The sequence below is a fragment of the Pseudomonas sp. B21-015 genome (assembly GCF_024749285.1).
Lineage (GTDB): Bacteria > Pseudomonadota > Gammaproteobacteria > Pseudomonadales > Pseudomonadaceae > Aquipseudomonas.
In genome coordinates this window covers 3,793,223-3,818,667 of sequence record NZ_CP087196.1, presented here as the reverse complement: position 1 = coordinate 3,818,667, position 25,445 = coordinate 3,793,223, and the positions used below count along the sequence as shown (strand labels likewise).

General features: G+C 57.1%; 28 protein-coding genes and 4 pseudogenes. 16 read left to right on the top strand and 16 right to left on the bottom strand.

The genetic code is table 11. The features are described 5' to 3' along the window. Positions 1 to 25: 25 nt before the first annotated feature. The gene (locus LOY38_RS16960; protein ID WP_258696228.1) at positions 26 to 295 is read right to left on the bottom strand and encodes a hypothetical protein; all 270 of its coding nucleotides are present in this window, start codon (positions 293 to 295) and stop codon (positions 26 to 28) included. Positions 296 to 822: 527 nt separating this feature from the next. Between LOY38_RS16960 and LOY38_RS16955 the strand changes: the two genes are divergently transcribed. Together LOY38_RS16955 and LOY38_RS16950 are read left to right on the top strand one after the other, a co-directional pair. Next, a complete protein-coding gene (locus tag LOY38_RS16955; RefSeq protein ID WP_258696227.1) occupies positions 823 to 1,899 on the top strand; it encodes a hypothetical protein in 1,077 nt (358 codons plus the stop codon). Positions 1,900 to 1,915: 16 nt separating this feature from the next. Continuing rightward, the gene (locus tag LOY38_RS16950; RefSeq protein ID WP_258696226.1) at positions 1,916 to 2,269 is read left to right on the top strand and encodes a DUF1428 domain-containing protein; all 354 of its coding nucleotides are present in this window, start codon (positions 1,916 to 1,918) and stop codon (positions 2,267 to 2,269) included. Positions 2,270 to 2,282: 13 nt separating this feature from the next. On the opposite strand, the gene LOY38_RS16945 is transcribed toward LOY38_RS16950, so the two are convergent. Next, the gene (locus tag LOY38_RS16945; RefSeq protein WP_007938782.1) at positions 2,283 to 2,477 is read right to left on the bottom strand and encodes a hypothetical protein; all 195 of its coding nucleotides are present in this window, start codon (positions 2,475 to 2,477) and stop codon (positions 2,283 to 2,285) included. Between the two features lie 125 nt (positions 2,478 to 2,602). Between LOY38_RS16945 and thpR the strand changes: the two genes are divergently transcribed. The 4 genes from thpR (at position 2,603) to LOY38_RS16925 (ending at position 5,469) form a co-directional block, all read left to right on the top strand. Beyond that, positions 2,603 to 3,142: an RNA 2',3'-cyclic phosphodiesterase gene (gene thpR, locus LOY38_RS16940; RefSeq protein ID WP_258696225.1), complete on the top strand. Its 540-nt coding sequence runs from the start codon at positions 2,603 to 2,605 to the stop codon at positions 3,140 to 3,142. Positions 3,143 to 3,439: 297 nt separating this feature from the next. Then, on the top strand, positions 3,440 to 3,988 hold the full coding sequence (locus tag LOY38_RS16935; protein ID WP_258696224.1) for a cupin domain-containing protein: 549 nt from the start codon (positions 3,440 to 3,442) through the stop codon (positions 3,986 to 3,988). A gap of 365 nt (positions 3,989 to 4,353) precedes the next feature. Beyond that, positions 4,354 to 4,803, top strand: coding sequence for a hypothetical protein (locus tag LOY38_RS16930; protein WP_258696223.1), 450 nt, complete (start codon positions 4,354 to 4,356; stop codon positions 4,801 to 4,803). 156 nt (positions 4,804 to 4,959) lie between these two features. After that, entirely contained in the window at positions 4,960 to 5,469 is a 510-nt protein-coding gene (locus LOY38_RS16925) for a hypothetical protein (RefSeq protein WP_258696222.1), read from the top strand. 138 nt (positions 5,470 to 5,607) lie between these two features. Here LOY38_RS16925 and LOY38_RS16920 read toward each other — a convergent pair. The 9 genes and pseudogenes from LOY38_RS16920 to LOY38_RS16880 all read right to left on the bottom strand — a co-directional run. Then, positions 5,608 to 5,928, bottom strand: a pseudogene (locus tag LOY38_RS16920) (chemotaxis protein); the annotation flags it as partial. Between the two features lie 35 nt (positions 5,929 to 5,963). Continuing rightward, on the bottom strand, positions 5,964 to 6,224 hold the full coding sequence (locus LOY38_RS16915; RefSeq protein ID WP_258696221.1) for a DUF6429 family protein: 261 nt from the start codon (positions 6,222 to 6,224) through the stop codon (positions 5,964 to 5,966). Positions 6,225 to 6,293: 69 nt separating this feature from the next. Continuing rightward, positions 6,294 to 7,805 carry an IS66 family transposase gene (gene tnpC / locus LOY38_RS16910; protein WP_258696220.1) on the bottom strand — a complete coding sequence of 504 codons (1,512 nt, stop codon included), beginning with the start codon at positions 7,803 to 7,805 and terminating at the stop codon, positions 6,294 to 6,296. 18 nt (positions 7,806 to 7,823) lie between these two features. Further along, complete coding sequence (gene tnpB / locus LOY38_RS16905; protein WP_258696219.1) at positions 7,824 to 8,027, bottom strand: transposase; 204 nt, start codon at positions 8,025 to 8,027, stop codon at positions 7,824 to 7,826. Positions 8,028 to 8,060: 33 nt separating this feature from the next. Beyond that, on the bottom strand, positions 8,061 to 9,329 hold the full coding sequence (gene ltrA / locus LOY38_RS16900; RefSeq protein WP_258696218.1) for a group II intron reverse transcriptase/maturase: 1,269 nt from the start codon (positions 9,327 to 9,329) through the stop codon (positions 8,061 to 8,063). Positions 9,330 to 9,840: 511 nt separating this feature from the next. Then, complete coding sequence (tnpB, locus tag LOY38_RS16895; protein ID WP_233081557.1) at positions 9,841 to 10,044, bottom strand: IS66 family insertion sequence element accessory protein TnpB; 204 nt, start codon at positions 10,042 to 10,044, stop codon at positions 9,841 to 9,843. Positions 10,045 to 10,335: 291 nt separating this feature from the next. After that, a pseudogene (locus LOY38_RS16890) lies at positions 10,336 to 10,461 on the bottom strand (fructose-bisphosphate aldolase); the annotation flags it as partial. 90 nt (positions 10,462 to 10,551) lie between these two features. Continuing rightward, on the bottom strand, positions 10,552 to 11,124 hold the full coding sequence (locus tag LOY38_RS16885) for a hypothetical protein (protein WP_258696217.1): 573 nt from the start codon (positions 11,122 to 11,124) through the stop codon (positions 10,552 to 10,554). Positions 11,125 to 11,201: 77 nt separating this feature from the next. Further along, positions 11,202 to 12,109, bottom strand: a pseudogene (locus tag LOY38_RS16880) (alpha/beta fold hydrolase). 419 nt (positions 12,110 to 12,528) lie between these two features. Here LOY38_RS16880 and LOY38_RS16875 point away from each other — a divergent pair. Beyond that, positions 12,529 to 13,683, top strand: a complete 1,155-nt coding sequence (locus LOY38_RS16875) for a polymorphic toxin type 44 domain-containing protein (protein ID WP_258696215.1) — start codon at positions 12,529 to 12,531, stop codon at positions 13,681 to 13,683. Beyond that, positions 13,661 to 14,083, top strand: coding sequence for a hypothetical protein (locus LOY38_RS16870; RefSeq protein WP_258696214.1), 423 nt, complete (start codon positions 13,661 to 13,663; stop codon positions 14,081 to 14,083). Before LOY38_RS16875 ends, LOY38_RS16870 begins: the two co-directional genes overlap by 23 nt. Before the next feature lie 47 nt (positions 14,084 to 14,130). Here the strand turns inward: LOY38_RS16870 and LOY38_RS16865 are convergent, their stop codons facing one another. Beyond that, entirely contained in the window at positions 14,131 to 14,424 is a 294-nt protein-coding gene (locus LOY38_RS16865; protein ID WP_258696213.1) for a fructose-bisphosphate aldolase, read from the bottom strand. Between the two features lie 509 nt (positions 14,425 to 14,933). Between LOY38_RS16865 and LOY38_RS16860 the strand changes: the two genes are divergently transcribed. Both LOY38_RS16860 and LOY38_RS16855 read left to right on the top strand, forming a co-directional pair. Next, positions 14,934 to 15,323 (top strand): hypothetical protein, encoded by a 390-nt coding sequence (locus tag LOY38_RS16860; protein WP_258696212.1) that lies wholly within the window; start codon positions 14,934 to 14,936, stop codon positions 15,321 to 15,323. A gap of 15 nt (positions 15,324 to 15,338) precedes the next feature. Further along, positions 15,339 to 15,761: an HD domain-containing protein gene (locus LOY38_RS16855; protein ID WP_258696211.1), complete on the top strand. Its 423-nt coding sequence runs from the start codon at positions 15,339 to 15,341 to the stop codon at positions 15,759 to 15,761. Positions 15,762 to 15,848: 87 nt separating this feature from the next. Here the strand turns inward: LOY38_RS16855 and LOY38_RS16850 are convergent, their stop codons facing one another. Both LOY38_RS16850 and LOY38_RS16845 read right to left on the bottom strand, forming a co-directional pair. Further along, the gene (locus LOY38_RS16850; protein ID WP_258696210.1) at positions 15,849 to 16,316 is read right to left on the bottom strand and encodes a hypothetical protein; all 468 of its coding nucleotides are present in this window, start codon (positions 16,314 to 16,316) and stop codon (positions 15,849 to 15,851) included. Between the two features lie 145 nt (positions 16,317 to 16,461). Further along, positions 16,462 to 16,743 (bottom strand): annotated as a pseudogene (locus LOY38_RS16845) (MFS transporter); the annotation flags it as partial. Between the two features lie 813 nt (positions 16,744 to 17,556). Here LOY38_RS16845 and LOY38_RS16840 point away from each other — a divergent pair. Together LOY38_RS16840 and LOY38_RS16835 are read left to right on the top strand one after the other, a co-directional pair. After that, positions 17,557 to 18,345, top strand: coding sequence for a DeoR/GlpR family DNA-binding transcription regulator (locus LOY38_RS16840; protein ID WP_258696209.1), 789 nt, complete (start codon positions 17,557 to 17,559; stop codon positions 18,343 to 18,345). Positions 18,346 to 18,405: 60 nt separating this feature from the next. Then, positions 18,406 to 18,642: a hypothetical protein gene (locus tag LOY38_RS16835; protein ID WP_258696208.1), complete on the top strand. Its 237-nt coding sequence runs from the start codon at positions 18,406 to 18,408 to the stop codon at positions 18,640 to 18,642. Positions 18,643 to 18,660: 18 nt separating this feature from the next. Here LOY38_RS16835 and LOY38_RS16830 read toward each other — a convergent pair whose 3' ends face one another. Further along, positions 18,661 to 19,068 (bottom strand): hypothetical protein, encoded by a 408-nt coding sequence (locus LOY38_RS16830; RefSeq protein WP_258696207.1) that lies wholly within the window; start codon positions 19,066 to 19,068, stop codon positions 18,661 to 18,663. Here LOY38_RS16830 and LOY38_RS16825 point away from each other — a divergent pair. Further along, positions 19,067 to 19,459 carry a DUF5329 domain-containing protein gene (locus tag LOY38_RS16825; RefSeq protein WP_258696206.1) on the top strand — a complete coding sequence of 131 codons (393 nt, stop codon included), beginning with the start codon at positions 19,067 to 19,069 and terminating at the stop codon, positions 19,457 to 19,459. The genes LOY38_RS16830 and LOY38_RS16825 overlap by 2 nt on opposite strands. Before the next feature lie 86 nt (positions 19,460 to 19,545). On the opposite strand, the gene LOY38_RS16820 is transcribed toward LOY38_RS16825, so the two are convergent. Beyond that, positions 19,546 to 20,397, bottom strand: coding sequence for a CAP domain-containing protein (locus LOY38_RS16820; protein ID WP_258696205.1), 852 nt, complete (start codon positions 20,395 to 20,397; stop codon positions 19,546 to 19,548). Positions 20,398 to 20,642: 245 nt separating this feature from the next. Between LOY38_RS16820 and LOY38_RS16815 the strand changes: the two genes are divergently transcribed. The 3 genes from LOY38_RS16815 (at position 20,643) to LOY38_RS16800 (ending at position 25,444) form a co-directional block, all read left to right on the top strand. Beyond that, positions 20,643 to 21,263: a cell wall hydrolase gene (locus tag LOY38_RS16815; protein WP_258696204.1), complete on the top strand. Its 621-nt coding sequence runs from the start codon at positions 20,643 to 20,645 to the stop codon at positions 21,261 to 21,263. 421 nt (positions 21,264 to 21,684) lie between these two features. After that, a complete protein-coding gene (locus tag LOY38_RS16810; protein ID WP_258696203.1) occupies positions 21,685 to 23,586 on the top strand; it encodes a potassium transporter Kup in 1,902 nt (633 codons plus the stop codon). Positions 23,587 to 23,962: 376 nt separating this feature from the next. Further along, positions 23,963 to 25,444 (top strand): tyrosinase family protein, encoded by a 1,482-nt coding sequence (locus LOY38_RS16800; protein WP_258696202.1) that lies wholly within the window; start codon positions 23,963 to 23,965, stop codon positions 25,442 to 25,444. Position 25,445: the final 1 nt, after the last annotated feature.

Here is a 25,445-nt window from a genome sequence, read left to right as displayed (position 1 = left end):
CCATCAACCCGCATTGCCCATCCTGTCAGAAGGTGAACGCTTGTGCCGACCGTGACGGACGCTGAGTCATTTCAGTCTCCAGCAGATGCTCAACCAGCACGTCATTCAAAAAGCGGAATTGATCGTTGAGCCCGACCACTTCGTTACTGAAGTGGTTGGTCGCTGCCGGCATCAGCAAAGTCTCGAAGTGCTTGTCGAATACCAATGCGAGCGCTTTGCGAGAAACGACCTGCTGCGAATAGTAGTTGCTGCCGAACACCGGAAAGCTGAACGCGAGGCTGACGGAATAAATCATGATGTCGACTCCTCGGTTTGACCGCTATCCAGCACGAAGCGGGAAAACAGGGTCAGGGTCACGGCCGTCAAGGCCAGGCAAGTCAGGAGATGGATCAACATGGTGTGCCCCTCCGATGCGGGGTGTGAGTGGCGATGGGTTGATCCTGCGCCTGACGGTTTTTTTGCGGAAGGCATTCGCGGCGATGGTGAATATCGACGTGGATGATGGTGGCAACAGAAATCGGGATTCTGGTGATCCATTGTGGCGAGGGAGCTTGCTCCCGCTCGGCTGCGAAGCAGTCGCAAAACGGACTGTTGCGATCTATCTGAATCACCGCGGTGGCAGGTTTTGGGGGCGCTACGCGCCCCAGCGGGAGCAAGCTCCCTCGCCACAGGTGCGATGTTTGCCTTCGAGCCTGCAATGAAATTTTTGAGGGCGCCATCACTCTTCCTGACGGACGGGCCCCGTCCCCGACCTATACTCAAATCAGTACGTTCTTGAGCGCCGAACACTCCGTCCGACGCAGACTGTAGGACCCCGCGATCTTGAACCTGCGTTCGCTGATCGTCGCTGTGTTGGTGGTACTGGCGGGATGCGTCACGTCTGCGCGTGCCCCGGTAGCCGTGGCGCCGGTGATAGTTTCCCAGAGCACCTGGCAGCAGGTGGACCAGGAAATTGTCGCGGCTTCGCAGCAGGCCACCGAACAGGCCAGGGTCTACGCCCGTGGGTCCATGGAGCACTGGCGCACGCGGGTTCACGAACAGACCGAAGAAGTCTTCATTCCGTGGTTCAGCAGCTACTGGACCCAGGAATGGCTATCGTTGAAGGTCAGCTGGTACGCCATCAGCGCCGGGGGCGAACAGGATGCCTCGGCCAAACGCCTGGCGGCCTATCTGTTGGAACAATATCACCGGAAAGTGCTGAAACCGGTGGCGGTAGAGATCGATCCCGACGAGATCCTCGGGCAGGCGACAGCGTTTTACGTGCAGCAGCTCGGCCAGCAACTTCAGGTCATCTCCCAGCGTCATGGCGTGCCGATGGCGCAGCTCAACGCGCGTGTCCAGAAAGTTCCGGCGATTGCGTTGGGCCCGCCGCCTGCCCGTGACGCTTCGCTGTATCAGGTGGTGCACAGCGAGCCGCTGAGTACGCTGCCGGCCTACGCGGCGCTGATCGACAAGATCCACGCGGCGGGCGGTGAGAAGGGCATTGCCTCGACGGACGCCGGCATGGCGCCAGTGGCCAAGCGCGCCAGCCAACGAATGGAAGCCGAAATGGCCCCGCGCGGCGCGGCCAGTGCCGTGGCGGCAGCGGCGGGGAAACTGGCCGGGGCGCTGATTTCCGTGGGGGTGGCGGGGGTGCGCGCGATTATTCAGGCCAACGACCGGCCCGATAGCGAGGCGCTGATCCGCAGTAGTCTGGGTGATTCATTCGACAAGGCGTGGTTGAAGCTGGTGCAAAACCCCACCACTGGCGTCATGGCCGGAACGCTGTACATGGCCGGGAAAATCGAGGGCAGCCTGGCCCAGCCTGTCGCACAGCCCGTCGAACCATCGGTCGGCCTGGGTGCGGGATCTGTCGATTGGAGCGACGCCGAATCGACTACCCAGCAGATCAACCCATAACCCGAGGAGAACGATCATGGCTTACGTTGATGGCTTCGTCGCGGCAGTACCCAAAGCCAACCGCGAAAAATTCAAGCAACACGCGGAGTCCGCCGCCGCGATTTTCAAGGAAAGCGGCGCACTCAGCCTCGCCGAATGCTGGGGCGACGACGTGCCCGATGGCAAAGTGACCTCGTTTCCCATGGCGGTAAAACTCAAGGAAGACGAAACCGTGGTGTTTTCCTGGATCGTCTGGCCGGACAAGGTCACCCGAGATGCCGGCATGGCGAAATTCATGAGCGATCCGCGGATGCAGCCGGACGTCAATCCGATGCCGTTCGACGGCCAGCGGGCGATTTTTGGCGGTTTCGATATGCTCGTCAAAGCCTGAAGACGCCGCAGGATCACTCAGGCGTCGGGGTGGTCCTGCAGCTTTTGCGGTTGCGAATCTCGCTGTCCGACGGCCGCTCCTTGATGAACTCGAAGCGCGGCTCGCCTTCGTTGTAATGAACCAGCCAGCCCCATTCCAGCTCGGACTCATCCTGGCCGGGCTTCGGTGGTACGGCCCACCATGGCTCTTTGCTGATGACCTGACGCATGGCGCCCTCCCGTCGATTCGGTTGCTTCAACTATAACGCGCATGCCGGCAGCTGCCAGAAATGCGCTTGCTGGCGTGGTATCCCTTTGTAAAATCAAAGGGTCCCCGAGCCTTGAGGTGCCCGACATGAGCGATGAAACCCGTGAGCCGTTCAAGCGGCTGTTCTTCGCCCTGAACTGCGCCCCCGAACAACGCCGGGCCATCGCCCAATGGCGCAGCGCGCTGGGGCTGAATGTCGGGCGCCCGGTGCCAGCGGAAAACTTTCATCTGACCCTGCTGTTTCTCGGTGCGGTGGGTATGGCGCAGATAGCGGGTATCTGCAAGGCCGCCGCCAATGTCCGCACGTCTGGCGTGCCGTTGACGGTGATGCTTGATCGACTGGACGTCTGGCGTCGGTCCGGGGTTTTGTTGCTGGCGCCCGCGCAGGCAGCACCGGAGTTGCTGCGGTTGGTGTATGCGCTGGAGCAAGCGATGTTGCCGTTCGGCTTTGAAGACAGCCGCCGGGAATTTCGTCCGCATTTGACCCTGATGCGCGACTACCGGGCGCCGGTTCCTGAATCCGCTACGCCGCCAGAGTTTTTTCTGCGTGCTGATCGTTTCACGCTGTTCGAATCCCATAAAGGCCGGTATCGGGCGCTGGCCGAATGGCCGCTGGTTTCTTCATAGGCCCACAAAAAAAGCGCCCGAAACTCAGCTTGACCGTGCAGCGGTGGGTCAGTCACTGTTGATGTTGAATGTGATGGCCTCTTCGCGAGCAAGCCCGCTCCCACAGTTTCAGCACTACGACCAGTGCCAACGGCCGTTTTATCCAGCCGCCTATCGAACCTGCTGAGCAACACCAACAAACGTGATTTAATACCCGCCTTCCACGGTTCCTGGACGGGAAACGGCGTGATCCGCGGCCACCAGTCGCCCGCCACCCACCCCCCATTACCCCTTAAGTCGTTCTCACATAAGGCTGTCATGGACACGGGCTCACGACTCAAATTAGTACGCGAAAGCTACAAGCTGTCCCAGCGCGAGCTGGCCCGGCGTAGCGGCGTCACCAATGCCACCATCTCCCTGATCGAACAGAATCGCGTCAGTCCCTCCGTCAGCTCCCTCAAAAAACTGCTCGAAGGCATACCCATGTCTTTGGCAGACTTCTTCACCTTCGACCAACCGCCTCGCGAGCATCAATACGTGTTCCGCGCCAATGAACAGCCGGATCTGGGGCGTCATGGGTTGCGGCTGTTGTTGATCGGGGCTTCGGTGCCGAGTCGGCAGATGCGGCTTTTGCGCGAGCAGTACGCGCCTGGGGCCAGCTCTGGTGAAGAGCCGATCGTGCATGCGGAAGGGGAGGAGTGCGGGCTCGTAACCCGTGGCACTGTTGAACTGACGGTGGATGGGCAGATCAGTGTGTTGAATGCCGGGGATGGGTATTACTTTCCGACGACGCTGCCGCATCGGTTTCGCAATATTGGGGCGAATGAGGCGGAGATTATTAGTGCGAATACGCCGGCTAACTTCTGATATCTGAAATAGACGTAAACCTGTAGCAGCCTTCGGAGTTGCTACAGGAATTCTTAAAAGTAAATGGATTTTACTTCATGATCGCACAACGCATTCGCCCCCCCTCGCACTCTGCGTCTTCCGTCACGATGGAAAGATACTGGTCAACGAAGCTTACGACCCCATCAAAAAACAGGTAGGCGAAAAGAGGGTGGATCTATTTAATTAGAAAATAGACTTGTCATCTTTTCTTCGACACGTTCTGAGTGGGGGGCAAACTGCGACGCCCCTCATGTGTATAGATGACGACATGATAAGTGCCATCCCTGCTGGCCACGTTCGGCAGCAATTAACGATAATGATGTACACAAACAAGGAGAGGTTATATGAGTAAATTTGGTATTGGCGCTGCTTTAGCAGTGGTTGCTTTGCTTGCGGGGGGCTACATTTTGTACGGCTCGATCCATCAACCGCTGGTCGAAGATGTAGATGTCAGCCTTTTGGGTGAGGGTAAATACTACGTATTTGAACGAAAGCTGGGGCCTGAGAAGTACTCGGGGCACTTATATGTTAAAGAGCAAGGCACATCGGAATCAGGTGAAAAGCCGGAGCTTAAAACTTATCAGTTCGAAGGTTTCTACACAGATGCAGGTTTTAAAGGACCTGTCACGCTTAATCGCTATGTGGTTTTTAATGTGACAGAAGGTGAGTGCGAAGGGTGGAAGTTCCCGCTTTACGAGGGCTCGAACGGTGCAAAAGTCCAGTTGGGCTTTTCGTTAGAACCACCTTGCACTGACAAAATAAAAGATTCAGATCACCTGACTTTTATTCAGTAGTTATGCAGTTTGGTGGGTGTGAGGAACGGGTTTTTCGCACTTGTGTAAATCAGTGAATGTGTGGTGAGTAAAGTGAGGGGCGGATCGGTTTGTACGGATCTGCCACCTCTTCATTATGCTTTGTTATGTCTATGGCTGTATACTGAGGAGCCGTAAATGTGGTGGGATGTAGTAGTAATATCGGTAAAAGTGATAATTTCCATATGGTTGATTTCATACCTTCTTCGCCCCTTTCTTCCTCATTGGTATAACAATGTTGCTGAAGTGATCGGTTATAGGTTGCTTGGTGTAATCCTTGTTGTTCCTGCTTTTACCAAGCGTGCCTGGATAGTTTCGTCATCCATAATGTATTATTTGGGAATGTTTTCAATATTGGGGCTGCTTATTGCAGGTGCATTCCTTTTTGGATATACATTGTTGCTCGAGCTGGGTGTGAGTTTTCCGGAACTTTGGCCCTGCTACTTTATATTAGGCAAGGTTGCTCAGAATAAAACAGCTTGGGCTGGAGCCACCACGGTCATTGCTACAACAGTCGCGATCGGCCATATGTGGAATCTCAGAATAAATTCAACAAAGTTTTATGAGGAAATGAAAAAATTTGCGAGGGAGGAGCGTGAGGCTAAAGAAGCTCGGCGCCAAGAGCAAAAGAACAGATCACTTTTCTAAGATTAAAAACGAAAAAAAGGTGACAGATCTATTTGATAAATAGACCTGCCACCTTTTCTTTCACTATCAAGCTGAAACGCATCAAACCACTCCGCCGATGGAGTCCCCATGGGTTGACCACAACACCGCACAATGCCCCTACGACTTGAAGCGCCCCACCAGCCCGTTCAGTTCATTCGAGAGGTGCGACAGCCGGCCTGAGTCTTCTTGCGCGGAGTTGGCCAGGCTTTCGACTAGCCGCGCCTCTTCGTAGATCTGCTGGATATGCCGATTGATCTCTTCGGCCACGCTGTGCTGTTCGTCCGCCGCCGTCGATATCTGCAGGTTCTGATCCCGGACTTAATTGACCGACAACTGGATGCGTTCAAAGCTGTCACGTGCGCTCTCGATCGAGCACACGCTGGCACGCGACAGGTCCAGGCAACTGTCCATCTTCTGCGAAACTTCCGTATGCGATCCATAAATCCCACCTACCGGATGGCCGTGGTATGAAGTCAGGTATCCGACTCGGATACATGCTCCCCTTGGGTTCCTACCCCAAACAACCGGTCGGCTATCTGCCGACCTCGCTCCAACCCTTCAGCCGTTAACCAAATCGATTTGTTCTTGTTCACCGGATTACTGATGAAACCCTGTTCATGTAATCGGCTCATGGTCTCGAAGTCGAACCCTTTCCAAGCATTGCCGTTATCAAAACTGAAGGTTGCCAACAGGGCCAGCACGGCTTCTTCAATCAGTTTATCGTCGTATTCCATGATCGTTGCTCCGCTCGTATTCTTTAAGCTCACCGTAAACCCTACCAGCCAGCAAGATGGATAGCGCGTTTAACTACGCGATACCGGCGAGCAGTTCCAGGGCAGTAAAGCTTCGTAATCCTCAACCGAAGAAGCCGTCGGCAGGCGCTCAAGTGCGTGACGCAGCCACGCATAGGGCTCTTGGCCGTTGGCTTTGGCGGTCTCGACCAAGCTGTAAAGTTGGGCACTAGCCGTCGCACCTTTGGGCGTGTCGCTGAACAACCAGTTCTTTCTTCCGATCACGAAGGGCCTGATGGCTCTTTCGGCAGGGTTGTTGTCGATTGGCAAATAGCCTTCCTCGACGTACCGCTCAAGTTTGTTCCAGTTGCTCGCCAGGTAGCTGATGGCTTTGCCCAGGGCGTTTTGAGCGGTGACCTGGGGTTGGGTCTTTTCCATCCAGCTTTTCAACTGAGCCAGCACCGGCAGGCTGTGCGCGTGACGACCGGTTTTTCGCTCGCCGTCGTTGCCGGCCTGTAGGTCGCGCTCGATGCCATAAAGCTTGTTGATCAGGTTCAGCGCGATGTCCGCACGACCCGTCTTGCCTTTGGGCTGCACTTTTTGCGCTTCGACGAATTTGCGCCGTGCATGCGCCCAGCAGCCTAAACGCTCCACTCCTTCCTGCGCGCCCAGCGCGTTGTAACCGGCGTAATCATCGGTCATCACGTAGCCGCGATAGCCATCAAGCAGGCGCGTCGGCACCTCCTGAGCCCGGCTGGTGGAGTAGTCGAAAAGGATCACTGGTTTGTCGGGTGGGCCGCCGGTTTGCACCCACATCCAGGACTGGCTGCTGGGCTCCCGATCCTGCTCTTTCAACACCTGCACGCGGGTTTCATCGCAGTGGATGACGCGGCTTTCCAATAACTGGTCGCGCATTAAATTCAGCAGTGGTTGCAAGTGTTCACCGCACTGGATAACCCAGCGGGCCAAGGTCTGGCGCGGGATATCGATGCCATGGCGGCCCAGCACTTTTTCGAAACGGTGAAGCGGCAAACCGTCCACGTATTTGGTGGTCAGCAGCATCGCCAGCACGCTTGGGCTGGCCATGCTTTTTTCAATCAGTTGAGCGGGCTTGTCCGCAGTGACCGGTGCCGTTTCACAGGCACGGCAACCGTAGACCTTACGGACGTGTTTGATCACGCGGATTTGCATCGGCACGATTTCAAGCTGCTCGCTGAGCTCCTCGCCGATGGCGTGTTTGCGGCAGCCGCAGGCACAGGTCAGTTCATGTTCGGGCAGTTCGTGGATGACTTCGATGCGGGGGAGATCGGCCGGCAGCGGTTTGCGTTTGCCACGTCGCTGGGTCGGCGCAACAGCCTCTTCTTCTGCCGCTTCATCAATGGGCTCGACGACGCTTTCCGCCTCATTGAACAGGGCCAACTGCGGCGTTGCCGGATCAACCGTTTGCTCGGACTTGCGTCCGAACAGGCGCTGACGCAACAGCGCATTTTCTTCTTCGAGGAAACCGACTCTGGACTGCATCTTCGCAAGCATCTGCTTGAGCAATTCAGGATCATCGGGGATATTTTCGGGCATGGAAATCATGCCCTGGATTATACCGAATCAGGCCACGTATCGCGGTGTCAAAACCTGATGAGGGCGGTTGCGCCAGAGATCAAAACCATCCAGTAGCCAGTTCAGTTCCTGCACGGTCAGAACAATCGCCTCGTCAGTGGCATCGGGCGATGTTTTGAAGCGCTCGGATTCGAGGCGCTTGAGCCAGAGGCAGAAGCCGTTGCGTTGGTAAGTAGGCCGTAGGAGTTTCACCTTCAGCCTCTCGCAGAACCGTACGTGAGCCTCTCAACTCATACGGCTCCCGTTGCCCGGTCGAACCTCATTTCCATAGACATGCCAGTGCACGAACAACGATGGACAGGCCTTCTTCATCCGGTTGAGCCAGTCAGCACTGCGGCGCCTGTGCCCCGCGAGTGGTTTGTACTTCTGACGGGCCCAGCGCTGTAACTTCAAGTCAAAGTGATTGAAGACCCTGCGCATCACCGTTTTGTAGAAAGTTCCATAGTAGTTCCACCACCCACGAAGCGTGGAGTTGTACTGCTTTGACAACTCCAGAAGGCTGGCCGGTGTTTGCCGCTGGATATTCCAGCTGCGAGTTTGTTGACGCATCCGTTTCAAAGCCTCGTTACTCGCACCGGGCAGGAAGCTGGTAAAACGGCGCCCATGATTGCCCCATGCCACCCGTGGCCGGAAGGTAAATCCCAGAAACGTGAACTGCGTGCTTGGGTAAGCAGCTTTACGGTTACTGTCCTTGCAATAAACAATCTTCGACTTATCCGGGTGCAGGGTCAGCAGGCACGCCTCCAAGCGCACCTTGATTGCCGCCATGACCTCGCATGCCTGCTTTTCACTGCGGCAATGAACCACCGCATCGTCGGCATAGCGTGCAAATGGACAGCCCGGAAACGTCCGTTGTATCCAGGCATCGAATGCATAGTGCATGAACAGATTCATCAACAAAGGACTGATCACCCCACCTTGGGGTGTACCGCTGTCACGCGGTACCTGAATACCATCAGCCATTTCAAACGGCGCTTTAAGCCACCGCTCGATATACAGCACAATCCAGTCATCCTTCACATGATGCCTAACCGCCTTGAGCAGCAGTTCATGATCGATGTGATCAAAAGCCCCTTTGATATCAAACTCCACCACCCAATTCATATTCCAGCAGCGCCTGCGAGTGATCTCCACCGCTTGTTTGGCTGACTTTCCAGGCCGGTATCCATAGGAGTCCGGATGAAACAGCCTGTCCAGACCAGGTTCTACAAGAAGCTTGACCACTGTCTGAGCCACCCTGTCAGCGACTGTTGGAATACCCAGCTTGCGTTTGCCTCCTGATTGCTTCGCAATTTCCACCTGCCGTACCGCGGGCGGAAAATAGGAGCCCGATGACATCCGGTTCCAAACCCTGTACAGGTTGCGTTGCAGCTTCTGCTCGAACTGGGCAATAGACTGTTCATCTATCCCAGCGGCTCCTCGATTGGCTTTCACTCGCTGGAAGGCCTCCCAAACTGTCAGTTTGGAAATGCTGTACGACTTTGCTGCACTCATGCCGCTCCTCCCCGCCGAAGCCGGTTGACGACACAAGCGAGCTGGGCAACGCCATCCCTTCGCTCCATTCTCATTACAAGAACTTCATCACTACTACGAATGGCTCCGCCCCTCGACCTTTGCATCGGTATTCTTCCTTGCGGTGGTAGCCGCTTGTCATTTCCCTTGGCATCAAAGGCGAGGTTCTCACGTTCCCTATCAAAGCCTGTATTGAGCTCATGCTGCCTATACACCGGCTGCCATCTGGACAGTAGACAGGTATCCTCCAGACTGGTCCTGAGGCTACTGGGCGACCTCAGTTTTGACAGCACTTGAATATTTAACGATGCGTCTTCGGACGGTTTGCTTTCGCTCATCTTCTCAATACGTACCTGACGCCGTTATCGGCGCCTTTTCCAACGGTCGCTCACCACCACGCCTTTTGAACGCAGCAGCACCGGGCGGTTTGAAGCCAGCTCCTGCAAGCAGACTCCGGGAGGCCTACTCCCATCTTTGATAGAGCATCGCTGGCTTACGCCAGCGTTCGTGACACACCCCAATACAAAATCTTCACGCGGTTGCGTGGCTTGTTGAGGAAGACGAAAAGCACAGGGTCGAATACCGCGACTTTGATATCCAGTTCGACCAGCGCCGCCAGGCCATCAATGGATTTTCGAAAGTCGACGGGCTTGGGGTAGAGATAGACTTTTTCGACTTTAGCATCGGGTCGCATCATGGCGGGCTGGCTCCTGAGGGAATCGGGAGCACAGCATCCGGGATCAGCTAAGCGCTTTGAATGTGGGGTTCATGGAGCGTTTACAAACTTCCTGGCTCTTGCTGCCGAGCGTGTTGAGCAACTGGTCGATTTCCCCGGAGTCGGACGTGCGCTTGGCCAGGGCCCGGACCTCATCCGCGACCATCAGTGTGAACGCTGATCAAGAGGCTTCAATCTTCATGCCGCAGCTTTGGTGAGCTGATTCCTGTATCAGCTCAAATCAGCTCACCAAGATGCTGGTCGGGCAGACGCTTACGGCGTATCGAACCCGCGCTGTTCAATCACCTGAAACACATCGCTCACGTCCTGCTCCAGGATCCGGGCGATGTTGGTGACGGTGTTGATATCGTTTTCGGCGTAGTCAGGGAGGCTGGTGCATAACGAATTACAGCTGGAACCGCCTCGAAAGGCTCCGCTCCTGAGCAGAAATGGACGGGCTTATGTAGCTGGAAAATAGCCCCGTCATCTTTACACCAAAACGTTCCAAGTGGGTTTTGGAGAAACGGCGACGGCCCCTGATGTGATATCGACGACGACATGATAAATGCCATCCTTGCCGCGCCCGGCGTAACCCTTTCGTACCGCCTCGGCATTGAACATGACGACTCGATAGGTTACGTCGGGAGCTTTGGAGCGCAACTTATTCAGAGCCGAGCTTTTTTTATTTTGGAAGAAGGATGGTGCAACGTTGAAAGCTTCTCCCGCCAGGCTCACGCCCGTCGAACTTGCATAGATATCAAAGTCGTTGTGGTTTTCGTTTCCAAACTCGACGGTGTACTCGTCGAAGGGAAAGTGCTTGTCCTTAAGCAGGGCTGCAACACCGTGAAGAATCACAAGATCGGACATGATCCGGTTGGCGGCCTCGAATAACGATACGCCGGGGTAAGGCCCATGACCCAGGCGATCGCGTTTCATTGAAAGCATTAAGGGCAAGCCGGTTTTTCCTGCAATCGATTGTCCGATAACGGCCAAATCACGATAAAAAACCTCCGTTATGGCATCGATATTCGCTAGCGTTAGTTTTCGAATGGGTTGTTGCATATCCGTCTCTGCGGGTATTCGGAGCAAGTTAAGCTAGGGATTTGTTGGCATGAAGTCCAGAAGCCAATGCCCCTCCGTTACTGCGTGATGAAATCACGAATCGCTCGAACAGTCTGCATTGGCGCTTCTTCCATCAGCCAATGTCCTGCCCCCGGAATCACCACTTCCGTGACCTTGTCCGCCGCATTGCGCATTACGATCGCTTCATTGCTCCCAAAGGATTTTTCACCGCTGACGGCCAGCACCGGCATCGTCAGCCGAGTCGCCATCGAAGCCTTGTTGTCCGCTTCATCCTGACGAATGCTGCGGAACTGGGCGAAGGCTGCGCGCATGGCGCCGGGGCGGGCGTAGAGCGCGGCGTAATGCTGGCGGGTTTCTTCATCCACCTTGCTGGGGTCGCCCGCGAACTCGTTCCAGAACCGGTCCAGGTAAATGCGCTCACGACCGGCGACCAAGCGCTCAGCATCCGGGCCGCCAAAGTCGAAGTGCCAAAGCATCGGTGAGCGGACTATGTCGTTCCAGGGCGGGATGCCCGGCACGGGCGCATTCATCACCACCAGGCGAACGGTGAGTTGCGGATAACGCGCGGCATAGGCATAGGCGACCATGGTGCCGATGTCATGGCCGATGACCACCGAGTGTTCGATGCCCAGTGCTGCCAATACCGCACGGATGTCGGCGGCTTGGGTCTTCTTGTCGTAGCCGCTGTCCGGGATCGACGACAAGCCCATGCCGCGCAGGTCTGGCACCACGACTGTGTGATCCCGGGCCAGATCGGCGGCCAGCGGCGCCCACATATCGCCGGTGTCGCCGAATCCATGTGGCAGTACCACGGCTGGGCCTTTGCCGCCGATGCGGACGTGGAGGGTGACGTCTTCTAGTGGGATGTTCTGAGTGCGGAAGGAGGCAGGGAAGGGAGTCATTTCAGCGTGTGCCGGGGTGCTTAGGGCTGCAGCATAAGAGTGGTCAGCAGGATGCGGATCATGATGGTGTCTCCAAGCGTACGCGAGGGAGATGCGGCGAGAGTTGACCATGAAACGAGACGCGCATAGTCGAAATGCTCCATCCACCAGCAAGCTGACTCGCCCCAAATAGCGGGCCGTCTGAAGCGAGATAAGGTCCCGAACGGATGAGCTTAGACCGTTTGGCTGTGATCGATTGAAAGTAGTCATTCTGAGGGATTAGTGAAAAGCTGCAGAGCAGGCGAACTCCCCATAGGCGAACGGCTACCCTTCATAACCTTATGTCAGAGCAGTTGTCCTTCGCGCCCCAGCAATGACATGGAGCGGGGAAACGGAGCATGGATTTCAGGACGTGTCCTACATCCGGCGATCAATTTCCTCAGTAACGTCATTCTGCCCCTGCCTCAGGCCGGGATTTCCCAAGGACGAACAAGGAAGCTGCATGATTTCTTCTGCACGGCTGGGTGACAAGCACGTCTGCCCAATGCCAGGTCACGGTATTACCCCTATTGCCTCAGCCAGCGCTGACACGAATATCAACTTCATGGGCTCAGCTCGTGTAGGCGATACCTGTGGTTGTGGTGCCGTTATCACCACCGGTTTTCCTTCCATTCAAGTGAACGGGCGGCCCATGGCTCACTTGGGCAGCCCCACCAGTCATGGCGGAACAATCATCACCGGGTCAGGTGATGTTGGTGGTGGGTTTATTATGGGAACCGATCCCGGTGCGTCGATCATCAACTTCGCTGTTCTGGGAGCAATCCGTCCTGATGGCACAGTTGATGATGAACGCATGGCTACCCTGCTGGCTGATTCGAAGCTGACAGAGAAGGCCACTGCTGCCAATGCTCTTGTGGACCCGAATGCTGCACCCAAAAAACAGGAAGCCGAGAAACCGGAGCCTGTCGTTTGCAATCATCCCGACCAAATGGAAGAGCTGGCCAGCTATATCGCTGATGAAATGAATCGCAACATTCATGACCCGGCCGTGTTAGAGATGAAAAGGCTCATTGACTACGATCCCGACGTGGCGGCAAAGCAGTTTGCGGAACTGCCATTGCTTGCCCGTCTGGGCGGACCACCGAATTACGGCAGCATCGCAAAGGCGCAGAAAGCCGCAGCAGCAGCTATCTGGACTAAGAAAGTGGGTCAGAATCAAGAGTGGGATCACAAGCCCAAGCTGAAAGCGCTATTTGGCACCTTCTGGCACAAGCAAGGGAAGTACATGTACTTCTACGATATCTGGTCGAATATCCATTATGGATATGTCGGAATCATCGGCGGACTATCTGAAAGCGTGTTGCTGGACGGCGCCGGGGCTGAGCAAGTCGTCTCGGATACCCTGAGGAAGGGCGAGGAGTGGATAAAAAAGCCCCGAGAGGATTGGAAACTGCCCGGTCCCCACGCAACAGCCAGTCCATGGACAGAGTTACGATCATGGGACGACGTTGCTGATAGGGTATCTATCAGTATCGGCGTGAAGCTGGCCAACGAGCACCCCAACGGTGGGGTAACAGCGAAGATGATCATGGATGAAGTATTGGCAATAGCACCAGAAAACTGGGGAGAAGGGATTGACGACCACGTATGTGAATAAAGGACGATCTGGATGTGCGTGGTTGTTGTGCATTCCGTTGCTCCCAATATTGTTCTTTGTAGGACAGACCATTCTTGAGCCGACAGTAACGGTTCATTACGCCGAAAACGGCAAGGAAGAACTCAAGTACATCTGGAACGTGCAACATCGGATATACAAGGGACGGATGCAGCCCGGAGGTGGTACGTCGGATAACGGCTTTATATTTCCAGACGAAGACTTTTTCATGCAGTTGGATTGGTGGGGCGACAAGGGGCGCCATCATTGTGTGAGCATCACGCCAAAATGGCCGAACACCGACATCTATCTCGACTTGAACGGGAACATCGACACCGAGAAAGGAGTCGAGACAGATGAAGACCGCTTGGATCAGTGCAAGGGGGATCTAGCGAAGCCATAGGCTGAAAAACCCGCAGCAATGCGGGTTTTTTTACGACTCGAATCTGGTCACTGCCCCTTAGGCGTATCGAACCCACGCTGTTCAATCACCTGAAACACATCGCTCACGTCCTGCACCATGATCCGGGCGATGTTGGTGACGGTGTTGATGTCGTTTTCGGCGTAGTCAGGGAGGCTGGTGCAGGCCATGAGGTTGAGGTATTTGAGGACGGCGTTGAGGCGTTCGCTGAGGCAGCTGTGAAGTTCGCGCAGTGGGGCGTCGGCGTCGATGAGGAGGACGGGGTGGTCGGTGGCGAAGTGGGACATGGGGGTGTAGCGGCGGAGCGGGTTGTTCGTGGTCATTGGTAGTTCTCTAAGCAAGTAAATAGAGGTGCCACCTTTTCGCTGCGAAACAATTGGGTGGCAGCTGTACGCGGGTTCGCAGACCGAGAGATGACCTAAACCCGGCAGACTCGAAAGTCTCCCACGCACAACCGCCATGAAATGAAACGCGGGCGAATTTTGCCAGAGTTTTCATTCGACGGCCGCAACCGGGGTGTAGGACGCTCGGATGGTCATTTCGCAAAGTGGCTTTTCCTCGTTCTATGGCGCAAACGCAGTAAAACCGGGTGTTGCGGTGTGTCTGAGGAAAATGGCTAGCAGGGTTTGGGGCTGCTTCGCAGCCCAGCGGGAGCAAGCTCCCTCGCCACAAACGGTTGTTTCCTACATATTTTGCAGACTTCAAAATCCTGGCCGAGCCTTCGTCGAATGATCAGGCGCGGGATTTTCGCGGGTGAGGATGCTTGCTTCCGTTCAGCGTCGCCGCCGTCGTAGACTGAAAGCCAACGAGAAACCAAGGATGGAACACGCCCATGATCGAAATCGGCAGCCGCAACAACGCCCCCACGCCGCAGCACAAAATCCAGGACATCTACCTCTTCCACATCGACCTTTCCCGGCCGGACACGCCTTTTTGTTTCGAACAGTCCATCGGTGGCGGCCATTGCGAGCAGGGTGGGGCAGCGTGGTTGGCGGCGTCGGAGCTTGAGGCCTGGCCGGGTGAGTGGCGTCTGCATTTGCAGAAGTCCGGTTGTGGTTGGGTCGCTGAGTTGGTGGATGGTCATCCGGGTGTCGATCAGGCGATGGTGGTGTCGATGATTCTCGAACGCCACGTCGAGGGTGCCAAGTCTGTGGGGCGGTGGAAGGCGATTGCCGGATGGTTCAAACGCAACATTCATTTCACTGGCCGTTACGGCGTTTAACCCGAGGAGAATCCCATGAGCCAGACACTGGAACGCGCCATTGCCATCGCCGCCGCAGCGCATGAGGGACAGGTGGACAAGGGCGGCGCGCCTTACATCCTGCATCCGCTGAAGGTCATGCTGCGGGTGAACACGCTGGAAGAGCGCATCGTCGCGGTGTTGCATGATGTAGTCGAGGACTGCGGCATCAGCCTCGACGATCTGCGCAAGGAAGGCTTCAGCGAAGCGGTGCTGACGGCGATTGCGTCGGTGACCAAGGTGCCGGGCGAGTCCTACGAAGCGTTCGTTGAGCGCGCGGCGCAGAACCCGATCGGGCGGATGGTGAAGCTGGCGGATCTGGAAGAGAACAGCGACTTGTCGCGGATTGCCCAACCGTCCTGGGAGGATCTGGAGCGCGTTGAGAAGTATCGGCGGGCGATGGGGGTGTTGCGTTCGTAGCGGGTGCCGATCACTCCGGGATTTGCCGACGTCAGGATCAAAAGATCGCAGCCTTCGGCAGCTCCTACGCCGCCATCGCTGCCAATGCTACGGGGTGTGTTTGGCCAGGGTCGCCTTAAGCGCCTCGGTGACAAGAGCAATCAGAATGGGTTCGGAGGTCGACTGCATCACTGCACCAATTTCCGATTGCTGTTCTTTCACTTTGCTCGCGTATTTTGAAGCGTGGCCTTCAGCGGCGAGTGATGCCAACTCTGTTCGAGAGAATGACTTCTCATAGGCCCGCGCAAGGTTCTCGTCCCATTCAGGCTGATACTTGGGCAGCAATGCATTGATTTCGTCGGACACGGCATTGCGTGCCTTTGTGCTTCCCAGCTTTGAAGCGATCGTCACGTAGGTGACTGTTCTCTGCGCGGCCGACAGTGCAAGGGTGGAGAGGTTACCGCCTATATGTGCCTTGGCAATGAGTGTGCGGGCCTCATCAAGCGCGGGTGTTTCAGCAGACACGGTATTGGACAGCGCGAATAACACGGTCAATGCGATGGCGGCAGCAGGCATCCTTTTCACAATTTTCTTCCATGGGAGGACCTTGACAACCCTAGTCGAGGAAACATGAATCGCCCCGATTTTTTCCGAGATCACGACTGGCCGCTTTGAACCGTGGAGGATTGCCCTCTCCCTGGCAGGAGAGGGTAGGCCCACCTTATGCGTGATGAATCTCCCGATCGTTGGTTTCCGGCAGGAAGAAGGTGCCGAGAATGGCCGTCATCACGGCGATGACGATGGGGTACCACAGCCCGTAATAGATATCACCCGTGGCCGCGACCATGGCGAACGCCACCGTGGGCAGGAAGCCGCCGAACCAGCCATTGCCGATGTGGTAGGGCAGCGACATCGAGGTGTAGCGGATGCGCGCCGGGAAGAGTTCCACCAGCCAGGCGGCGATCGGGCCGTAGACCATGGTCACGTAGATCACCCGAAGCGTCTGGGTGGCGCCCCGCTGATGCTTTTTTCGGGGCGATCGCCTTGGCCGGGCTGCGCTCGGCAGCACCGGGGACGCGATCTGGTGGCAATGCTGCCGGAGCGCTGCCATCGCGATCCGGCGCATCGATGGTTGCGGGCGTTCATTGTGAATTCGGTGTGAATCGCGCCGTCTGTACTTCGTCAGCGCGGCGTTAGTATTTTTCCATTCTCCCATCATTCCCCTTGAAAAGAATCGGTCTAAAAAGCCCGGCCCGGGCTTCGAACGATTTGCTATTCTGAACATGTAGGTGAAGACGCAGACTGATGCGCAAAGGGATAGCGAGGAAGCGTGGGGCGCGCTCCCAAGGGTACACGGTTAGAAAGATCTCCGCGCTGAGATCCAGCCCTTATGCCGTGTGAGGCAGAACAGCCTAAAGCTAAAAATCCTGTTCTGTGAGAGGCCCGATAAACCTTGTAAGCCAGAGACCAGCACTGGCCACCTACTCGATTTTCAAAGCCCGCCTTGTGCGGGCTTTTTCGTGTTCGCGGGGGCAGATAACAAGCGGGTTATCAGCGCCATCACACCGCACCCGTAGCAGCTGGCGAAGCCTGCGTTCGGCTGCGAAGCAGTCGTAAAATCATAAATAGCGGTATATCAGGCAGACCGCATGAGCCGGATTCACGCCTGCTTCGCAGCCGGACGCAGCCTTTGGCAGCTGCTACAAAGAGGGCGTTACGGCTGAAATTGGCTTTACTGGCTGGCAACGCCCTCGGCGATTGTGTTTAGCCAGTGCTTTGGCTAATCTCGCACAAACACGTAAAAACAGGCATAACCATGCAAGCCGAGCATCCCTCAGCCGAACTCCCCCAGCTGCGCCGCCAGAAAATCCTCCTGATCCTCGAACGCGACGGCAAGGTCATGGCCGGCGAGCTGAGCCAGCATTTCGCCGTGTCCGAAGACACCATTCGCCGGGACCTATCGGAGCTGGCCAGCGCCGGGCTGGTGCAGCGGGTGCACGGCGGGGCGCTGCCGCGGCCCAAGGACACGGGCAAGGATTACTTCACCCGGGTCAGCGAAACCGATGAGGTGAAAACCCGCCTGGCCCAACTGGCCGCACGCCGGGTCAAGGATGGCCAGATCGTGATTTTCGATTCCGGAAGCACCACGCTGCAGATCGCGCGCTCGCTGCCCTGCGACATTGTCATCACGGCCATCACCGCCTCGCCAATGATCGCGATCACCCTGGCTGAATACAAAGGCATCACGGTGATCGTCGCCGGTGGTCAGCTCAACCCCGCAACCATGTCTTCCAGCGGGCATGAAGCCCTGCGGCTGATCGAGGGCATCAAGGCCGACCTGGTGTTCACCGGCGTTTGCGCCATTCATCCGGAAGTCGGCCTCAGCTCGCTGCATTTCGATGAGGTGCCGGTGAAGCAGGCGATGCTCGCCAGTGCCTCCCACGTGATTGCCGTCACCACCGCAGACAAACTGGGGGCGGTGGAACCCTTCGTGGTGGCGCCTTGCAACCGGGTGCATACGCTGATCACCGAACGTCATGTGGCCTCGGGTAACGTCGAGGATTACCAGAAACTGGGGATCGAGGTGGTACAGGCAGACGCTTGAGCGTCATCGCAGCTCAGCTGCATGGGTTACGCTGATAGCAACGACGGGAGGAATGCAGCCATGACTGAGCGCCATATGATCCACTCGGAAACGCTGTCGAACGGATGCAGCATTGAGGTTAAAACCAAGATACTGAGAGACGGCTCGCTGGAGATGTTCATCGGTGTTTACCGGCCGGACGGCTCGGTCATTGTTGAGGACAAACACCCGTCGCCGCATCTGCTGGACATGGAAGCTGCGATGGACTGGGCCATCGAAAAAGCGAGGACCATCGGTAACAGCCAAAGAACGCTGTAACGCCCGGCGATAACTGAATCATTGATCGGCTGAAAGGTCGTACCTATGGGTTTGAACGCACTGCGATTGAATTCGCTGTAGCGTCACCTCATCCCCGCAGCCCTGACCTTTTAGGACGTTCAAATGAAGCGCACCGCGATAATGACCCTGGCCATTGCAAGTACTCTCCTGCTGGGAGGCTGCTGGCCTTACTGGGAAGAGGGAGACAGGTACGATCGGGATCACCGTGAATACCGTCGCGACCATGACCGTGGCTATGATTACCGTGATGATCGAGGGTATGACCGCGATTACGATCGTCGTGATGATCGCCGTCGACATCGCAACCGTGACGACAATGACAACCAGGGCGACGATTGACGCTTGATCGCCCGGCTTCAGAGCGGGGTCATTACCGCTCTGAACCTCCTCCTGAGGAATAACCATGCGAATGCTGACCGGGCCTATTGCTGCGCCCCTCACTCAATGGCTGATCGCGGCGGGTATCGGCCTGACTGCCATGGTGTTCAATGCGCAGGCACAAACCCCACCTCAAGCCACTCAGGAAATAAACGGCTTGCTGGACTTTGTCGAGCACAGTGAGTGCCGGTTCGTGCGCAACGGAAGCGAATACCAAGGCCCTCAGGCCCGGGCGCATCTGGAGAAGAAGCTGGAGTATCTGGATGAACAGGACAGGGTGAACAGCGCAGAAGACTTCATTGAACTGGCGGCCACCCAAAGCAGCATGAGTGGCCGCGCCTATGAAGTGCGCTGTCCGGCCGGCATGCAACCGGCCAGCCTCTGGCTGAAGACCGAGCTACAGCGGCAACGTCATTGATTGTCTTGTCGGGCGCTAGCGCAGCAGATGCACCACCAGCCCAATCAGTCACTGGCGATTCCTTTTTCAAAAGGCGGTTCAGGCCTTCACGGCGTACCAAACATCGCCGTCCAGTAAATGCCCGCGTCACTCTTCGGGTCCACCGCATAGGCTGCGCCCAGTTCGCGAAATTGTGGGTTCATCAGGTTGGCGCAATGGCCCGGGCTGGCCAGCCAGCCATCCACCACCTTGCGCACGGTGTCTTGCCCGGCGGCGATGTTCTCACCAACTTGCTGGCCGGCGTAACCCGCCAATTCGGCCCGATCACCCGGCGTGCGGCCGTCGCGGTCCTTGTGATCGAAGAAGTTATGGTTGGCCATGGCCCGGCTGTGGGTCTCGGCTGCGGTCCCCAGCGTGGCGTTCCAGGTCAGCGGCGTCGTGGCGGTAAAGGATTGGGCACCGCACTGGCGCGCTTGCGTGCGGGCGCTATTCATCGCTTCGAGCAGTTTTTGGCCCTCCGCCTGCCAGTCGCCAAGGCGCCCGGTCAACAGCGGACGCGCCAGCACGATGCGCCACTCACGGCCGTCCCGGCTGACGCCGACGTCGACGAATTGCGGGTCCAGCACCACTTGGCAGAAGCTCTCCTGAATCGCCTTCATGGCGGACGGTGCATCACGCGGGCCGGACAAGCTGATTGCCTGCACATTGACCATCGGATAAGCCGCTCGGGCCAGCGCCTGCTGCAAGTCGCCAATGCTGTTGGCGGACAGGACCAGACGCGGATCGCTCGCCAGCGGCGGCAGTTCAGAAGACGCCTGGCCGCCGCAGCGCTGCACCTGGCTGCGGTAAACGTTGATTGATTCGACCAGTTGCTTTTCATCGGCCGCCGACGCGGTGACGCTGAACACCAGCCCGAATGACAACGCGGCAAGATGCAAAATGGATGACAGGCTGCGCATGAAAATCTCCCTTGAATGGACTAGGGGGGCGTTCTCAATTGGTTTCGCGGCGGGGAAACTCATTGAGAACGCCGCCTTCGCCCATGATGCGCGATTTCCCCCCTCTCGACGCAATGCCTTTTCGCCTCGACATGCCGTTTCTTGTCAGGCGGTGGGAATGACTTGCGACGACTACAATCTACCCAGGTCAGTGCTACAACGGCGCCGTTTCATTGCTCAGGCCGGTTTTATCGGAAGGGTCGATCATGCGATTAAAATGGGTAGCCACCGGTTACGCAATCATCCTTCTGTGCGGGCAAGTGTTGGCGACCGACCAAGAGCAAAAGCAGGAAGTGGCCGAAGACAAGGCGCAGGTCCTGGAGCAGAAAGCGGCGGAGAAGGGCAGTGAAGTTCCGGTGCCCAAGTCCGAGACCATCACCACCTCTGAAGCGCAGGCAGTCGATCCGGCAGGCGCCGCGCCGCTGGACGATGCCATTACGTGCCTTGCACGCAGCATCTATTGGGAAGCCAAAGGGGTGACAGATGCCGACATGGAAGCTGTGGCCAGCGTGGTCATGAACCGGCTGGGCCATGAGGGTTTTCCGGATACGGTGTGCGCCGTGGTCAAGCAAGGTTCTGAAAAGCATGCCTGCCAGTTTTCGTGGTGGTGCGACGGGCGTTCGGATCAGGTCAACGAGGACGACGAATATGTCCTCGCCAAGGAAATCGCGCGCAAGGCACTCAACAAGCAGCTCACGGACCGCACCCATGGTGCTTTGTATTTCCACGACAGAACGGTGAAGCCCGACTGGGCGAAGGAGTACACCAAGACGGCCGAGACCCGGAAGTTTCTGTTTTATAAACCTGGTGGCGGGACGGCAAGGTAGGTGGGAAACGCCTCGGTTATGGTCTGCTTGGCGCACAAGAAATTTGATGGGGCTTCACCCGCCAGTCAGTTAAGCCGCAGAACCTGTGGAAGCGTAACTGCCTGGTATTCGGGCTTGCCCGTGCTTTTTTACGGTTTCTTTACGGTAGATATTCTCCCCCGCGACGATACTTGCCGCGTTTTTTTGATCATCGACAGGCCTGCACGCCTTCGTCCCCTGGTTGACCTGAGGGGTTCAGCGTCGTTGTTTCTCTGGGGCAGTGACCTTTTGCCGGACGGCATGACAACGCAATGGGCTAATCTCATTATCAAGTTGTTGGAGCTCATGGCAGCCGAGTCGAAACGCCAACCCCGTGACCCCGCAACCCCTCTTGCCCGAAGGGGCATGCAATTTCTTCCTCTCAATTTCAGAGAAGTTACCCGTGAGTGAAACAGTGATCCCTGCCCAAGAAGAAACCCATTCCAGAACCTCGGGAGTGGGTTTGCTCGTCGCCGCGGTGGGCGTGGTTTATGGGGATATTGGCACCAGCCCGCTTTACACCCTCAAAGAAGTGTTCGCCGGTCACTACGGTGTCCAGGCTAATCAAGACGGTGTGCTGGGCATTCTGTCGTTGATCTTCTGGTCACTGATCTGGGTCGTCTCGATCAAGTACGTGCTGTTTATCCTGCGCGCCAACAACCAGGGCGAGGGAGGCATCATGGCTTTGACGGCATTGGCACGTCGGGCCGCGGCACCGTATCCCAAAATGAGCTGGGTGCTGGTATTGCTCGGCCTGTTTGGCGCGGCGCTTTTTTACGGGGACAGCATGATCACCCCGGCCATCTCGGTACTCTCTGCGGTTGAAGGGCTACAGCTTGCGTTCGATGGCATTGAGCATTGGGTCGTTCCGCTGTCAGTGGTCATCCTGGTAGCGCTTTTCCTGATCCAGAAACATGGCACGGCGCGTATCGGCATTCTGTTCGGCCCGGTCATGGTGCTGTGGTTTGTGGTGTTGGGCGCACTCGGTATTCACGGCATCCTGCAACGCCCGGAAGTGCTGCAAGCGCTCAATCCTGCTTGGGCCGTGCAACTTTTTGTGCTTCATCCGGGCATTGGCGTGGCCATTCTGGGGGCTGTGGTGTTGGCATTGACCGGTGCTGAAGCGCTGTATGCCGACATGGGCCATTTTGGTCGCAAACCGATTGCGCGTGCCTGGTTCATCCTCGTGCTCCCGGGCTTGGTACTCAACTACTTTGGCCAAGGCGCGCTGATCCTCGAGAACCCGGAAACAGTACGTAATCCGTTCTATCTATTGGCACCTGGCTGGGCGCTGCTGCCGATGGTCGCACTGTCGACACTGGCCACCATCATCGCCTCCCAGGCGGTGATTTCCGGGGCCTTCTCACTGACTCGCCAGGCCATCCAGCTGGGTTATGTGCCCCGGATGTTTATCCAGCACACCTCCAGTCAGGAGCAGGGGCAGATCTACATCGGCATCGTGAACTGGGCGCTGATGGTTGGCGTCGTGTTGCTGGTCATCGGTTTTGAATCGTCCAGTGCGTTGGCGGCGGCTTATGGCGTGGCGGTGACGGGGACCATGCTGATTACCACCATTCTGTCCTCGGCCGTCGTATTGCTGCTGTGGAAAACCCCTCGTTGGCTGGCCATTCCGATGCTGTTGGGTTTTCTCATAGTGGACAGCCTGTACTTCGCCGCCAATGCGTCGAAGATCTTCCAGGGCGGTGCATTCCCGGTGATTGCCGGTATTGCCCTGTTCATTTTGATGACCACCTGGAAACGCGGTCGAAAGATCATGGTCGAGCGACTGGACGAAACCGCTCTGCCTCTGCCGTTGTTCATCAGCAGCATCGGCTCGCAACCACCTCATCGGGTGCAGGGGACCGCGGTATTTCTGACGGCCAGGACTGATGCGGTGCCTCATGCCCTGTTGCACAACCTGTTGCATAACCAGGTGCTGCACGAGCAGGTGGTGTTGCTCACCGTGGTGTCCGAAGACAGCCCGCGTGTGGCGGCGGATCGGCGATTCGAGATCGAGGCTTATGGTGAAGGGTTCTTTCGCGTGAGTTTGCACTTCGGCTTTATGGAGGAGCCCGACGTACCGCTGGCGTTGAGTCTGTGCCATTTGAAAGAGCTGGATTTCAGTCCGATGCGCACCACGTATTTCCTTAGCCGCGAGACGGTCATTCCGACCAAGCGTATCGGCATGGCCCGTTGGCGCGAAAGCCTGTTCGCGTTTTTGCTGAAGAACGCCAACAGCAACCTCAAATACTTCAAGTTGCCGCTCAATCGCGTGATCGAGCTGGGCACGCAGGTTGAGATGTAAGCGCAAATCCATGTGGGAGCGGGCTTGCTCGCGAAAGCGGTGTGTCAGACAACGATGATGTCGACTGACACTCCCTCTTCGCGAGCAAGCCCGCTCCCACAGGTTCTGCACCAAACCTTTAGCCTTGAAGCGCTTCCATCAGTACCTGCACCCATTGACCGCCGTTCATCGTTTGCGGCAAATATCATGTGAATTCACGATGACATTTTTGCCGAGCTTCTATACTGAATTTCGCAGAGGTACGCGTCACCGCAACTCAGCGGGCCTCGTGAGCGCAGTTCAGCCGTCAACATGAAGTCGTGAGCTGCAAAGGATTGCGATCGGTGTGACGACACAGTCGCCACCCCAGCGAAATGCTGCAAGGGAGGGTGCGTTCATGAACACGGCTCGACAAGATGTCGCGACACTTGGCTCCGGATGGAACAAAGTCTTGCTCAACTATGCGCTGGCAATGCGCGAACTGGACAAGCTGCCGATAACCGATCGCAACAGTTGGAAGTTTCTGGGCGCCATCCACGGGTTCGATCGGCAATTGTGGATTGACGAGAACGTCCTCGGTGAGGACGACCCGATTCCGCAGGATCTCACCAACAAGACATACGGCAGTCAGTGCCAGCACGGCAGCTGGTACTTCCTTTCCTGGCACCGCGGCTATGTGTTTGCATTCGAGGCGATCGTCGCCGCGAAAGTGAAGGAGCTGACCGGCGAAGATTGGGCGCTTCCGTACTGGAACTACCTCAACAGCGGCAACCCGGATGCGCGGCGTGTTCCGGATGCTTTCCTGGAAGAAACCTTGCCCGACGGCAGCCCAAACCCGCTCAGCAAATATCCCCGTCGAGAGGGGCTGACTGCCTTGCGGCCGGGACCACGCGATGCGTTCAGCCTTGCCGCCATGGAGGAGAACGATTTCCAGGTCGGCAATGATGGAAGCATCGGCTTCGGCGGCGGAGTCACCGGCGATTTCGTTCAGTTCGCCCGCTGGACCGGCGATCTGGAGAACAACCCGCACAATACGGTGCATCGTCTGATCGGCGGCGACAGGGGATTCATGGCCGATCCGTACCTGGCGGGCCTGGACCCGATCTTCTGGTTGCACCATTGCAACATCGACCGGCTCTGGGAAGCGTGGATGAACACGTCGGGCAAGACGATGGTTCGCGATCCACGCTGGCTCAACGGTCCGGCTGACCGTACCTTCATCATGCCGGTGCCCGGCGGCGCGGCCCCTGGAATGAAGTTCTCCGGCCGCGACACACTGAAGGATGGCAAATTACACCGTAGCTATGCTGACTTGCGCATCGGCACCGGTGTAACACCTGGAGCAGAGGCTGTGGCACGGGTCAAAATGGGTGCGCCGGACCAACAAAGCATCGAACCAATCGGTGCCAATGCATCGGTCGTCAGGGTTGGCGGGGCGCCAGTGCGCACGCAGGTCGACCTCGACCAGCAAGCCACCACCGCCGGCATCGCCGCGATGGGCGCCATGGAGGCGGGCAAGGAGGTGACCCGGCTTTACCTGGCGCTTGAATCGGTGCGCGGCTCCGCGCCTTCTCCTCTTCTGGAGGTGTACGTCAATCTGCCGGAAGGCGTCGATCCGCAACTCCATCCCGAGTGCCATGCCGGCAGCCTGACGCTGTTCGGCCTGAACGTCGCCTCGCGGCCAGACGGCGGCCACGGCGGCAACGGGCTTGGCTATACGATCGACATCACCGAGCTGGCCCAGCGGCTGACGGATGCTGGCGACTTCGATCCAAACCATTTGCGTGTGACCCTCGTTCCGGGCGAGCAGATATCGGAAGCCAAGCCCGTGACGGTGGACCGAATCAGCGTTCTCAAGCGAAGTGGCGTCGTGAGTTGAG

What these genes read in the sequence shown, in the direction of transcription:
- LOY38_RS16935 (WP_258696224.1), top strand. Translation starts at nt 3,440, where the DNA reads ATGGACACGGGCTCACGACTCAAATTAGTACGCGAAAGCTACAAGCTG.
- tnpB (WP_233081557.1), bottom strand. Translation starts at nt 10,044, where the DNA reads ATGATGCGACCCGATGCTAAAGTCGAAAAAGTCTATCTCTACCCCAAG.
- LOY38_RS16915 (WP_258696221.1), bottom strand. Translation starts at nt 6,224, where the DNA reads ATGGAATACGACGATAAACTGATTGAAGAAGCCGTGCTGGCCCTGTTG.
- LOY38_RS16875 (WP_258696215.1), top strand. Translation starts at nt 12,529, where the DNA reads ATGATTTCTTCTGCACGGCTGGGTGACAAGCACGTCTGCCCAATGCCA.
- LOY38_RS16945 (WP_007938782.1), bottom strand. Translation starts at nt 2,477, where the DNA reads ATGCGTCAGGTCATCAGCAAAGAGCCATGGTGGGCCGTACCACCGAAG.
- LOY38_RS16865 (WP_258696213.1), bottom strand. Translation starts at nt 14,424, where the DNA reads ATGACCACGAACAACCCGCTCCGCCGCTACACCCCCATGTCCCACTTC.
- LOY38_RS16925 (WP_258696222.1), top strand. Translation starts at nt 4,960, where the DNA reads ATGTGGTGGGATGTAGTAGTAATATCGGTAAAAGTGATAATTTCCATA.
- LOY38_RS16850 (WP_258696210.1), bottom strand. Translation starts at nt 16,316, where the DNA reads ATGCCTGCTGCCGCCATCGCATTGACCGTGTTATTCGCGCTGTCCAAT.
- LOY38_RS16885 (WP_258696217.1), bottom strand. Translation starts at nt 11,124, where the DNA reads ATGCAACAACCCATTCGAAAACTAACGCTAGCGAATATCGATGCCATA.
- ltrA (WP_258696218.1), bottom strand. Translation starts at nt 9,329, where the DNA reads ATGAGTGCAGCAAAGTCGTACAGCATTTCCAAACTGACAGTTTGGGAG.
- LOY38_RS16815 (WP_258696204.1), top strand. Translation starts at nt 20,643, where the DNA reads ATGCGATTAAAATGGGTAGCCACCGGTTACGCAATCATCCTTCTGTGC.
- LOY38_RS16800 (WP_258696202.1), top strand. Translation starts at nt 23,963, where the DNA reads ATGAACACGGCTCGACAAGATGTCGCGACACTTGGCTCCGGATGGAAC.
- LOY38_RS16855 (WP_258696211.1), top strand. Translation starts at nt 15,339, where the DNA reads ATGAGCCAGACACTGGAACGCGCCATTGCCATCGCCGCCGCAGCGCAT.
- LOY38_RS16950 (WP_258696226.1), top strand. Translation starts at nt 1,916, where the DNA reads ATGGCTTACGTTGATGGCTTCGTCGCGGCAGTACCCAAAGCCAACCGC.
- LOY38_RS16930 (WP_258696223.1), top strand. Translation starts at nt 4,354, where the DNA reads ATGAGTAAATTTGGTATTGGCGCTGCTTTAGCAGTGGTTGCTTTGCTT.
- LOY38_RS16820 (WP_258696205.1), bottom strand. Translation starts at nt 20,397, where the DNA reads ATGCGCAGCCTGTCATCCATTTTGCATCTTGCCGCGTTGTCATTCGGG.
- LOY38_RS16830 (WP_258696207.1), bottom strand. Translation starts at nt 19,068, where the DNA reads ATGGTTATTCCTCAGGAGGAGGTTCAGAGCGGTAATGACCCCGCTCTG.
- LOY38_RS16840 (WP_258696209.1), top strand. Translation starts at nt 17,557, where the DNA reads ATGCAAGCCGAGCATCCCTCAGCCGAACTCCCCCAGCTGCGCCGCCAG.
- LOY38_RS16960 (WP_258696228.1), bottom strand. Translation starts at nt 295, where the DNA reads ATGATTTATTCCGTCAGCCTCGCGTTCAGCTTTCCGGTGTTCGGCAGC.
- LOY38_RS16860 (WP_258696212.1), top strand. Translation starts at nt 14,934, where the DNA reads ATGATCGAAATCGGCAGCCGCAACAACGCCCCCACGCCGCAGCACAAA.
- LOY38_RS16835 (WP_258696208.1), top strand. Translation starts at nt 18,406, where the DNA reads ATGACTGAGCGCCATATGATCCACTCGGAAACGCTGTCGAACGGATGC.
- LOY38_RS16825 (WP_258696206.1), top strand. Translation starts at nt 19,067, where the DNA reads ATGCGAATGCTGACCGGGCCTATTGCTGCGCCCCTCACTCAATGGCTG.
- thpR (WP_258696225.1), top strand. Translation starts at nt 2,603, where the DNA reads ATGAGCGATGAAACCCGTGAGCCGTTCAAGCGGCTGTTCTTCGCCCTG.
- tnpC (WP_258696220.1), bottom strand. Translation starts at nt 7,805, where the DNA reads ATGATTTCCATGCCCGAAAATATCCCCGATGATCCTGAATTGCTCAAG.